This is a genomic window from Streptomyces sp. MS191, from assembly GCF_008042125.1.
Taxonomy (GTDB): Bacteria; Actinomycetota; Actinomycetes; order Streptomycetales; family Streptomycetaceae; genus Streptomyces.
This window is the reverse complement of sequence record NZ_RDBI01000040.1, coordinates 815,184-825,444: the sequence shown is the minus strand read 5'-3', so window position 1 is coordinate 825,444 and position 10,261 is coordinate 815,184. Positions and strand designations below refer to the sequence as shown.

Here is a 10,261-nt window from a genome sequence, read left to right as displayed (position 1 = left end):
GCCCCCACCCGTAGGAGGAGCGCCCATGCGCCGCCTGGCGAGTCTCGTCCTGCTCTCCCTCGCCGTCTGCTTCGCCTCGATGGCCCCCACCCTGCGCTGGTACGTCTTCCCCCGTGCGGTGAAGATCCCGCCGAACCAGTACCAGGTGACGATCCTGGAGGCGAAGCCCGCGACACTGCTCAACTACTCGACGCTCAAGGCCGAGCAGGTCGACAAGATCACGATCATCCAGACCCTCAAGGGCAACGTGGCGGAGTCGAAGCGGATCGAGAAGGACGCCGGCCGCGACGTCGTCGTCTGGGACTCCCTCTCCCACGTCGCCGGCCCCGACGGCAAGATGGTCTCCCAGATCCCCGAGCGCTACATCTTCGACGCCCACACCCAGGACCCCGTCCACGCGACCGGCGAGATGGTCGACGGCGACGCCGTCCGGCGCGAGGGCATCGAGTTCAAGTGGCCCTTCCTCACCGAGAAGCGGGACTACCAGTACTTCGACGCCCAGGCGCGCACCTCGGCCCCCATCCACTACAAGGGTGTCCGGGACTTCAGGGGCATGGAGGTCTACTACTTCGAGCAGACCATCCCCTGGACCCGGGTCCCCATGCCCAAGTCGATGCCGATCAAGGGCATCACCCCCGAGTTCCTCGCCCAGACCGGCATCACCCGCTGGTACACCACCAAGCGCATGTTCTGGGTCGACCCCGTCACCGGGGCTCCCGTCAACGGCGAGGAGATCCACCAGGAGGAGCTCCGCAACGCCCGCAAGCTCATGGGCCAGGACACCGTCACCGCCTTCGCCGGCCATGTGAAGATGCGCGAGGACTACCTCCGCAGCACCGGCGAACTGGTCAGGACCAACCGCACCTACGTCCTGCTGCTGACCTCCTATCTGCCCTGGACCTTCGCCGGGCTCTCCCTCGTCCTCCTCGCCCTCGCGCTCTGGACCGAAGCCCGGAACCGGCGTCCCGCCCCGGAACCGGTCACCCCCTCCTGAGCCGCGCGCTGGTGTGCCGGGTCGGCTCCGCCGCTCCCGGATCCTCCGGCCACGGGTGCTTGGGATAGCGCCCTCTCAGCTCCGCCCGCACCGAGGGATAGCCGCTCCGCCAGAACGACGCCAGGTCGGCCGTGACCGCGGCGGGGCGGCCGGCGGGGGAGAGGAGGTGGACGAGCACTGGCACGCCCGCCACCCGCGGCGTCTCGGCCAGGCCGAACATCTCCTGGAGCTTCACCGCCAGGACGGGCTGCTCGCCGCCGTAGTCGACCCGTATCCGGGAGCCGCTCGGCACCTCGATCCGCTCCGGGGCCAGCTCGTCCAGCCGGGCCGCCTCGCCCGTCGCCCAGGGCAGCAGCCGGCCGAGCGCCTGCCCCGCGTCGAGCCGGCCCAGATCGGCCCGCCGGCGTGCCCGCGACAGCTCGGGCTCCAGCCACTCCTCCGCCCGGTCCAGCAGGGGCCCGTCCGCCACGTCCGGCCACGGCGCGCCCAGCACCCGGTGGAGGAAGCCCAGCCGCTGCCGCAGTTCCGAGGCCTCCCGGCTCCACCGCAGCAGCCCGAGCCCCTCACGGCCCAGCCCGTCGAGCAGCGCCGCGCGGACGAGACCCGGGTCGGCATCCTCCCGCAGCGGGCGTACCGCGAGCTCGACGGCACCGAGCCGGGACACCGACCGCGCCACCACGTCGCCGTCCTCCCAACGCACCTCCTCGCCCGAGGAGAGGAGGTGCCCGGCCGCCGCACGTGCCACGTCCTCGTCCACCACGGCCGCCAGCCGCACCCGCGCCGTGGCGTTCTGCGCCGTCCGGTCGGCCACGGCGACGGCCAGCCAGGAGGCCTCGCGCAGTGCCGAACCCTCGGCGAGCGCGGCCCCCGTCCCCGACACCATCAGGAATCCGCTGCCCTCACGGGCCCGCGCCACCCGCTCCGGGAAGGCCAGCGCGGTCACGAGCCCGGCCACGGCGTCGTCCGCCCGCCCGGCCCCGCCCGAGGCCCCKCGGGCGGCCCCGGCTCCAGTGCCGGCTCCAGTGCCGGCACCGGTCCCGGATCCCAGGTCCGCCTCCGCGGCCGACCGCTCCAGCCGGCGCGCCTCGGACTTCCAGCGGGCGCCGTACCCGTCGCCGCCCCGGCGCGCCGCCCGCCAGGCCGCCGCCAGGTCGTCGCCGTACACCCGTGGCGGCTCCTCGCTGAGCAGCGCCACCACCTCGGCCGCCCGCCGGGCGCCGACCTCCGGCGCGCCGTCCAGCAGAGCCCGCGCGAGCCGCGGGTGCACGCCGATCCGGGACATCCGCACGCCCCGCTCCGACACCCGGCCGTCCTCCCCGACCGCGCCGATCGCCGTCAGCACGGACCGCGCCGCCGCCATCGCCCCGGCCGGCGGGCTGTCGAGGAGGGCGAGGCCGGCCGCCTCCGGGTCGCCCCAGCACGCCGCCCGCAGGGCGAACGCCGTCAGGTTCGCGACCCGGATCTCCGGCGACGGGAAGCGTGCCTGCCGGGCGTCGTCGATCTCCGACCAGCAGCGGTACACCGTCCCGAAGCCCTCGCGACCCGCCCGACCGGCCCGCTGGGTGGCGACCGCGGCCGACACCGGCACCGTCGCCAGGGACCCGAGCCCCCGGGCATGGTCCGTCCGCGGCTCCCGGGCCAGTCCCGAGTCCACGACGATCCGCACGCCCGGCACCGTCAGGCTCGACTCGGCCACGGACGTCGTCAGCACCACCCGGCGCGCGTCCCCGGGCCCTCTCCCCTTCAGTACCGCGTCCTGCACCGCCGCCGGGGCCCGGCCGTGCAGCTGCAGCACCTCCGCGTCGAGGTCCGCCAGCATCCCCGCCGTCCGCGCGATCTCGCCCGTCCCGGGGAGGAAGCAGAGGAGGTCGCCCTCGTGCCGTTCGAGGGCGAGCCGCACGGTCGCGGCCACATGGCGCAGCAGGGCGGGATCGACCCGGGTGCCGTGCGCCGGCCGGACCCCGGGCGGCGGAGCCGCGAACAGGACACGGCACCCGTGCCCCTCGCCGGTGGCCCGGACGACCGGTGCCGGGCCCGTGGAGTCGAGGACCGTGAGCAGGTCGGCCCACGCCCCGGTGTCGCCGGTCGCCGAGGCCGCGATCAGACACAGGTCGGGTCGCACCGTCGCCCGCACGTCGACCAGGAACGCCATCGCCGTGTCCGCGTCCAGCTGGCGCTCGTGGCACTCGTCCAGGAGCACCACGTCCACGCCCGGCAGCTCCGGATCGCGCTGGAGCCGCTGGAGCAGGACACCCGTGGTGACGACCTCCACCCGGGTCGCGGGGCCGGTCCGGCGCTCCCCGCGGACGGAGAAGCCGACGGCCCCTCCCACCTCCTGCCCGAGCAGCCACGCCATCCGGCGTGCCGCCGCCCGCACCGCCATCCTGCGGGGCTCGGCCACCAGCACCCGCCGCCGCGGACCGTCCCCTATGAGTCCGGCCAGCGCCAGCGGCACGAGGGTGGTCTTGCCGGTGCCGGGAGGCGCGGCCAGCACCGCGGTGCCGCGCTCCTCGAGCGCGGTCAGCAGCTCGGGGACGGCATGGCGGACGGGGAGACGGTCGAGTGCGTCGTTTCGGATCACGCACTCAGTCTCGGTCCTCGTGCGAAGCGGTGGGCCGCGTCGTCCACAGGGCCGGTCATTTCATAGGACTGGTACTCGGTCGGGACCCGCCAGGCGCCGCGGGCTACGCCGTCCCGCCCCGCTCGCAGACGAAGATCGCCGTGCCCGGGATCAGGTTCCCCCGCAGCGGGGACCAGCCGCCCCACTCCTGGCTGTTCCACTCGGGCCACTCCGGCTCGACCAGGTCGAGCAGCCGGAACCCGCCGGCCACCACGTCCCGTACCCGGTCGCCGATCGTCCGGTGGTGCTCCACGTAGACGGCCCGTCCCCGCTCGTCCTGCTCCACGTAGGGGGTGCGGTCGAAGTAGGAGGCGGAGACCGACAGGCCCTCGGGTCCCGGCTCGTCCGGGAACGCCCAGCGGATCGGGTGCGTCACCGAGAAGACCCAGCGGCCGCCCGGCCGCAGCACCCGGCGCACCTCCCGGAACACCTGCACCGGGTCCGCCACGAAGGGCACCGCCCCGTACGCCGAGCAGGCCAGGTCGAAGGAGCCGTCCCGGAAGGGCAGCGCGCCCGCGTCCGCCTCGACGAGCGGGACGTCGTCGCCGATCCGCAGGGCGTGCTGGAGCTGCCGGTGGGAGAGGTCGAGCGCCACGGGCCGCGCGCCCTGCGCCGCCAGCCAGCGCGAGCACTGCGCCGCGCCCGCGCCGATCTCCAGGACGTCGAGCCCCTTCAGCGCTGCGGCCGGTCCGAGCAGCTCCGCGTCCGCCTCGTCGAGACCCTCGGGGCCCCAGACGAACCGGGCGTCCCCGAGGAACGCTCCGTGGTCGCTCTGGTACTCGTCGGCGTTCCTGTCCCACCAGCCACGGCTCGCCCGGCTGCTCTCCGCGTCCCCCGCGTCACGCCGGGTCGCCTCCGGCTCGAAGTCGTCCTCGTCTTCGCGTCCGTACTCTTGGTTCATCTCGCCCGTCGATGTAGTTTGCGCTCAGCGCGGCTGTCCTGACCCGCGGCCGTATGGCCTGGGGCGACTCGAGTTGTGCCGGTTATGAGGCGATCCGCCCCGGGTGCGCGCTTCGCGCATTGACCCTGTCCGGCTGCCCCCGTATGCTAAAGGTTGCGCTGCGGGCCTGCGCGCCTCAGACGGAGCAGGCCGCGCTCGTACCTGTTGTATGTCCCCTCGGTTTTCGGGGCGCCCCTTCCGTTCGCGGAATCGGCGCTTCATTGGCTGTCCGGCTTCTTGGTGCGATACGGGCTCTCGGCGTAGCAGTACCTACGACTTTCTGTCCGTAACCGGAGCCCTTTCCCACATGACGAGCAGCACCGAGACCACCGCCACCACCCCGCAGGTTGCGGTCAACGACATCGGTAACGAGGAAGCCTTCCTCGCCGCGATCGACGAGACGATCAAGTACTTCAACGACGGCGACATCGTCGACGGCGTCATCGTGAAGGTCGACCGGGACGAGGTCCTGCTCGACATCGGTTACAAGACCGAAGGTGTCATCCCGAGCCGCGAGCTCTCGATCAAGCACGACGTCGACCCGAACGAGGTCGTCAAGGTCGGCGACGAGATCGAGGCCCTTGTCCTTCAGAAGGAGGACAAGGAAGGCCGCCTGATCCTCTCGAAGAAGCGTGCCCAGTACGAGCGTGCCTGGGGCACCATCGAGAAGATCAAGGAAGAGGACGGCATCGTCACCGGTACCGTCATCGAGGTCGTCAAGGGTGGTCTCATCCTCGACATCGGCCTCCGCGGCTTCCTCCCGGCCTCCCTGGTCGAGATGCGTCGTGTCCGCGACCTCCAGCCCTACGTGGGCAAGGAGCTCGAGGCCAAGATCATCGAGCTGGACAAGAACCGCAACAACGTGGTCCTGTCCCGCCGCGCCTGGCTGGAGCAGACCCAGTCCGAGGTCCGCCAGACCTTCCTCACGACCCTCCAGAAGGGTCAGGTCCGCTCCGGCGTCGTGTCCTCGATCGTCAACTTCGGTGCCTTCGTGGACCTGGGTGGCGTCGACGGCCTCGTGCACGTCTCCGAGCTGTCCTGGAAGCACATCGACCACCCCTCCGAGGTTGTCGAGGTCGGCCAGGAGGTCACCGTCGAGGTTCTCGACGTGGACATGGACCGCGAGCGTGTCTCCCTGTCGCTGAAGGCGACGCAGGAGGACCCGTGGCAGCAGTTCGCCCGGACGCACCAGATCGGCCAGGTCGTTCCCGGCAAGGTCACCAAGCTGGTTCCGTTCGGTGCGTTCGTCCGCGTGGACGAGGGCATCGAGGGTCTGGTCCACATCTCCGAGCTGGCCGAGCGCCACGTGGAGATCCCGGAGCAGGTCGTCCAGGTCAACGACGAGATCTTCGTCAAGGTCATCGACATCGACCTCGAGCGTCGTCGCATCAGCCTCTCGCTGAAGCAGGCCAACGAGTCCTTCGGTGCCGACCCGGCCTCGGTCGAGTTCGACCCGACCCTGTACGGCATGGCCGCGTCCTACGACGACCAGGGCAACTACATCTACCCCGAGGGCTTCGACCCCGAGACCAACGACTGGCTCGAGGGCTACGAGACCCAGCGCGAGGCCTGGGAGACCCAGTACGCCGAGGCGCAGCAGCGCTTCGAGCAGCACCAGGCTCAGGTCATCAAGTCCCGCGAGGCCGACGAGGCCGCCGCTGCCGAGGGTGGCGCCGCCGCTCCGGCCGGTGCCCCGGCGGGCGTCTCGGGTGGTTCGTACTCCTCGGAGTCGGACGACAACTCCGGCGCCCTGGCGTCGGACGAGGCCCTGGCGGCCCTGCGCGAGAAGCTGGCCGGCGGCCAGAGCTGAAGCTCTGACCACCAGCTGAACAGCTGAGGTCACGAGGCCCGCTCCCCCTCGGGGGAGCGGGCCTCGTGCCGTTTCACGGGGTGACGGGGATGTTCGTCAGCCCTTTTCCGCCGGTGACGGAGTTGGACGAGTGGACCGTCGTCGGGCAGCTGCCGCTCAGGTTGGTCACGTTGATCGCCAGCTGCTGGGCGCCCGCCGCGCCCGTCAGGTCGGAGCGGTTGTCGCGGAAGACCGTTCCGCAGCCCCAGCCGCTCTGCTGGGTGTGGGTCTCGAAGCCGTTGTTGGTGGTGTTGCGCCCGGTGTTGTTCTCGACCAGGACGCCGTTCCCCTTCACGTCGACCCACGAGTCGTCGAAGTTGGCCCCGGTGAGGCCCTGCCCGTCGAAGGTGTTGCCGACGACCCTCGCCCCCGTGGTGCCCTCCTTGATGTCGACGGCCTCGCCGCCGACGCCGGGGCCGATGGTGTTGCCCAGGATCTGCGCGTTGTCGCTCCGGTCGGAGAGTCCGCCCGCCGAGCCGACGTAGACGCCCTCGCCCATGCCGCGGCCGTCGTTCCCGGTGTCGTAGATCCGCGAGTTCCTGATCACGCCGTCGCGGCTGGAGTTGCGGAGGTGGATGGCGGGCGGCGGAGGTCCCGGGCACGGTGGCCTTGAAGTTGCCCGTGTAGGTGCCGTCGGCGAGGTGGATCGTGTCGCCCGGCCGGGCGCCGGCGAGAGCCGTCTTGAGCTGGGCCGCGGTGGTGACCTCGATCGTCGCCGCCGAGGCCGGCGGCGCTGCGAGCGGCACGGCGAGGAGGGCCGGAAGCAGCGGGAGGAGCAGCGTTCGGGTGCGCATGGGGGTGCCTTCCCGTGAGACGGTGTTCTTGTATGTGGATGGTGAACGAAATACTGAACACGACGCTGCTTCGTGACGGTAGGGATCGCTCATGGGCATGTCAAGGTCTGGACCAATGGCCCCCCGGAGCGGGGGCGCAACTCCGGGCCCGTGGGGGAATGGGCATGGCGCGGAAGGTGTTCCCCCTAGGAACAGAGGAGGAGCGGAAATCGTGCTTGATCCCCAGGATTTGTACGAATGGGACCGGCAGGGCCTTGCCGTGGTGGACGTGGCGCTGGCGCAGGAGTCGGCCGGGCTGGTCATGCTCTACCACTTCGACGGCTACATCGACGCGGGAGAGACCGGCGAGCAGATCGTCGACGGTCTGCTCGAGACGCTTCCGCACCAGGTGGTCGCCCGCTTCGACCACGACCGCCTCGTGGACTACCGTGCCCGCCGCCCGCTGCTCAGCTTCCGGCGCGACCGCTGGACGGCCTACGAGACGCCCGCGATCGAGGTCCGGCTGGTCCAGGACGCGACCGGCGCCCCCTTCCTGCTGCTGTCCGGTCCCGAGCCGGACGTGGAGTGGGAGCGGTTCGCAGCCGCCGTCCGCCAGATCGTCGAACGGCTCGGTGTCCGGCTCACGGTGAACTTCCACGGCATCCCGATGGGCGTCCCGCACACGCGTCCCGTGGGCCTCACCCCCCACGGAAACCGCGTCGACCTCATGCCCGGCCACCGCAGCCCCTTCGACGAGGCGCAGGTGCCCGGAAGCGCCGAGTCCCTCGTCGAGTACCGGCTCACCGAGGCCGGCCACGACACCCTCGGTGTCGCCGCCCACGTCCCGCACTACGTCGCCCGCTCCTCCTACCCGGACGCGGCGCTGACCGCCCTCGAGGCCATCACGGCGGCCACCGGACTGGTCCTGCCCGCCGTCGCGCACGCGCTGCGCACGGAGGCCCGGCGCACCCAGACCGAGATAGAGCGCCAGATCGGCGAGGGCGACGAGGAACTCGTGGCGCTGGTCCAGGGCCTTGAGCACCAGTACGACGCGGCCGCCGGAGCCGAGACCCGGGGCAGCCTGGTCGCGGAGCCCGTGGAGCTGCCCTCGGCGGACGAGCTGGGGCGCGAGTTCGAGCGCTTCCTGGCCGAGCGCGAGGGCGATGCCTGACCCGGCCGCGGGCCCCGCGCGGGCGCCCGCCCGGCCGGGGTCCTAAGCTGCCGCTCATGCTGAAGGTGGGCCTGACCGGCGGAATCGGCGCCGGCAAGAGTGAAGTGTCGCGGCTGCTCGTCTCCCTCGGGGCGGTGCTGATCGACGCCGACAAGATCGCCCGCGAGGTCGTCGAGCCCGGAACGCCCGGGCTCGCGGCCGTCGTGGACGCCTTCGGGGCGGACATCCTGACGGCCGAGGGAACCCTGGACCGGCCCAAGCTCGGCGCGATCGTCTTCGCCGACGCGGACCGCCTGGCCACCCTGAACTCCATCGTCCACCCCCTGGTCGGCGCCCGGTCCGCCGACCTGGAGCAGGCGGCCGGCCCGGACGACGTCGTCGTCCACGACGTCCCCCTGCTCACGGAGAACGGCCTCGCCCCGCTCTACGACCTCGTCGTCGTGGTCGACGCGTCCCCCGAGACCCAGCTCGACCGCCTCGTGGCGCGGCGGGGCATGGCCGAGCCCGAGGCGCGGGCCCGGATGGCCGCCCAGGCCACGCGCGCGCAGCGGCGCGCCGTCGCGGACCTCCTGATCGACAACGACGGACCGCTGGAGGCGCTGGAGCCCCAGGTGCGGAAGGTCTGGGAGGAACTGGCGCGGCGGGCGGCCGACCAGAAGCGGTAGCCGGCGCACGGGGTGACGCACGGCCTCCGCGGGGAGTCCCCGGCCGCCCGGCGGCGAAAGCCGTGCGGGCGCCGCCGATCGACGGCGCCCCTGGCTGGGTAGGGATCGCGGGGACGGCGACCGGAGCGTGTCCCGGTGCGGAATACGACCGCCGTACGCGATGTTGAACCGCCGGAGCTAGGGGAAGGATGCCACCGTGGCCGAAAGGAACCCGGAGACCCACGTCATCGACTTCCGCGCCGCCGAGCAGCTGCTGGCAGCGCGGGACCCGCGCGGTGCCGTGAAACTGCTCGACTCGGTGATCGCCGCCCACCCCGAGAACACGGCCGCGCGGCTGCTGCGCGCCCGTGCCTTCTTCGCGGCCGCCCAACTGCGACCGGCGGAGCTGGAGTTCGAACTCGTGCTGGAGCGCGAGCCGGACAACGCCTTCGCCCACTTCGCACTGGCCCGCACCTTCCAGCGCTCCGGCCGCCCCGAGCAGGCCACCCGGCACTTCCGGCTGGCGGCGGCGCTCGACCCGAAGCCCGAGTACCTCGAAGCGGCCCGCTTCGGGGGCACGCAGGGCCTCGGCGGCGCCGACGACTGAACCGGTCGGGTCAGCGGCGCGGCCGCGTGCCGCCGTGATCGGGCTCGTACGGCGGGATGTCCCGGCCGGGCTGCCAGTGCGGCCCCTGACGCAGGTGCCGCACGACCATGACCAGGTCGACCACGACCACCAGGAAGAGCACGCCGCAGGCCGCCGCCCAGCCCGGCCGCCCGACCAGGGCGAACACCGTGGTGCCGAAGGCCGCCCAGAGCAGCCCCCATAGACTCAGCCAGAACCGCATGCGCAGCGGACTGCGCGCGGTCGTCGGCTCACTCCCCGTACGCATGGCGCTCGCACCTCCTGCCGGTGCCTACTGGGGATCTACCCGCGAGGGGGGCGTGTGAACGGTCAGGGGTGGTGGGAAACCGCGGTCCGACGGTCCCGGGTGCGAGGCTCCCTGCTGGCCGGCGCCGTCGGGGACGCGCTCGGCGGCCCGGTGGAGTTCCAGTCGCTCGGCGCGATCCGGCGGGCGTACGGGGACCGGGGCGTCACCGGCCCGGTGCCGGACGCGGACGGGGTGGTCGGACGGATCACCGACGACACCCAGATGACCCTCTTCACGGTCGAGGGCCTGATCAGGGCGCACGTGCGGTCGACCGCCAAGGGGATCGGCGGTGGTGAGACCGCCTGCGTGGCCCACGCGTACCGCCGCTGGCTCGACAC

Annotated in this window: 9 protein-coding genes and 1 pseudogene; 6 read left to right on the top strand and 4 right to left on the bottom strand. The window is 72.5% G+C overall.

The annotated features are described in order from the left end of the window. The first annotated feature begins 25 nt into the window (after positions 1 to 25). Positions 26 to 994, top strand: coding sequence for a PorA family protein (locus tag EAO71_RS10720; RefSeq protein ID WP_147977511.1), 969 nt, complete (start codon positions 26 to 28; stop codon positions 992 to 994). Here the strand turns inward: EAO71_RS10720 and hrpB are convergent. Both hrpB and EAO71_RS10710 read right to left on the bottom strand, forming a co-directional pair. After that, positions 981 to 3,575, bottom strand: coding sequence for an ATP-dependent helicase HrpB (hrpB, locus tag EAO71_RS10715; protein WP_147977510.1), 2,595 nt, complete (start codon positions 3,573 to 3,575; stop codon positions 981 to 983). The genes EAO71_RS10720 and hrpB overlap by 14 nt on opposite strands. Positions 3,576 to 3,678: 103 nt before the next feature. Next, positions 3,679 to 4,515 (bottom strand): class I SAM-dependent methyltransferase, encoded by an 837-nt coding sequence (locus EAO71_RS10710; RefSeq protein WP_147977509.1) that lies wholly within the window; start codon positions 4,513 to 4,515, stop codon positions 3,679 to 3,681. Positions 4,516 to 4,861: 346 nt separating this feature from the next. On the opposite strand from EAO71_RS10710, the gene rpsA reads away from it, so the two are divergent. Then, complete coding sequence (rpsA, locus tag EAO71_RS10705) at positions 4,862 to 6,364, top strand: 30S ribosomal protein S1 (protein ID WP_019885395.1); 1,503 nt, start codon at positions 4,862 to 4,864, stop codon at positions 6,362 to 6,364. Between the two features lie 73 nt (positions 6,365 to 6,437). Here the strand turns inward: rpsA and EAO71_RS10700 are convergent. Next, positions 6,438 to 7,197, bottom strand: a pseudogene (locus EAO71_RS10700) (right-handed parallel beta-helix repeat-containing protein). A gap of 211 nt (positions 7,198 to 7,408) precedes the next feature. Between EAO71_RS10700 and EAO71_RS10695 the strand changes: the two are divergent. The 3 genes from EAO71_RS10695 to EAO71_RS10685 all read left to right on the top strand — a co-directional run bounded on the left by EAO71_RS10695 (position 7,409) and on the right by EAO71_RS10685 (position 9,598). Continuing rightward, positions 7,409 to 8,347 carry a PAC2 family protein gene (locus tag EAO71_RS10695; RefSeq protein WP_147977508.1) on the top strand — a complete coding sequence of 313 codons (939 nt, stop codon included), beginning with the start codon at positions 7,409 to 7,411 and terminating at the stop codon, positions 8,345 to 8,347. 56 nt (positions 8,348 to 8,403) lie between these two features. Further along, complete coding sequence (gene coaE / locus EAO71_RS10690; protein ID WP_147977507.1) at positions 8,404 to 9,012, top strand: dephospho-CoA kinase; 609 nt, start codon at positions 8,404 to 8,406, stop codon at positions 9,010 to 9,012. A gap of 196 nt (positions 9,013 to 9,208) precedes the next feature. After that, the gene (locus tag EAO71_RS10685) at positions 9,209 to 9,598 is read left to right on the top strand and encodes a tetratricopeptide repeat protein (protein WP_147977506.1); all 390 of its coding nucleotides are present in this window, start codon (positions 9,209 to 9,211) and stop codon (positions 9,596 to 9,598) included. A gap of 10 nt (positions 9,599 to 9,608) precedes the next feature. On the opposite strand, the gene EAO71_RS10680 is transcribed toward EAO71_RS10685, so the two are convergent. Next, on the bottom strand, positions 9,609 to 9,884 hold the full coding sequence (locus EAO71_RS10680; RefSeq protein WP_147977505.1) for a DUF6343 family protein: 276 nt from the start codon (positions 9,882 to 9,884) through the stop codon (positions 9,609 to 9,611). A 99-nt stretch (positions 9,885 to 9,983) separates the two neighbouring features. On the opposite strand from EAO71_RS10680, the gene EAO71_RS10675 reads away from it, so the two are divergent. Beyond that, a partial coding sequence (locus EAO71_RS10675) for an ADP-ribosylglycohydrolase family protein (RefSeq protein WP_261992088.1) occupies positions 9,984 to 10,261 on the top strand: 278 nt, incomplete at its 3' end.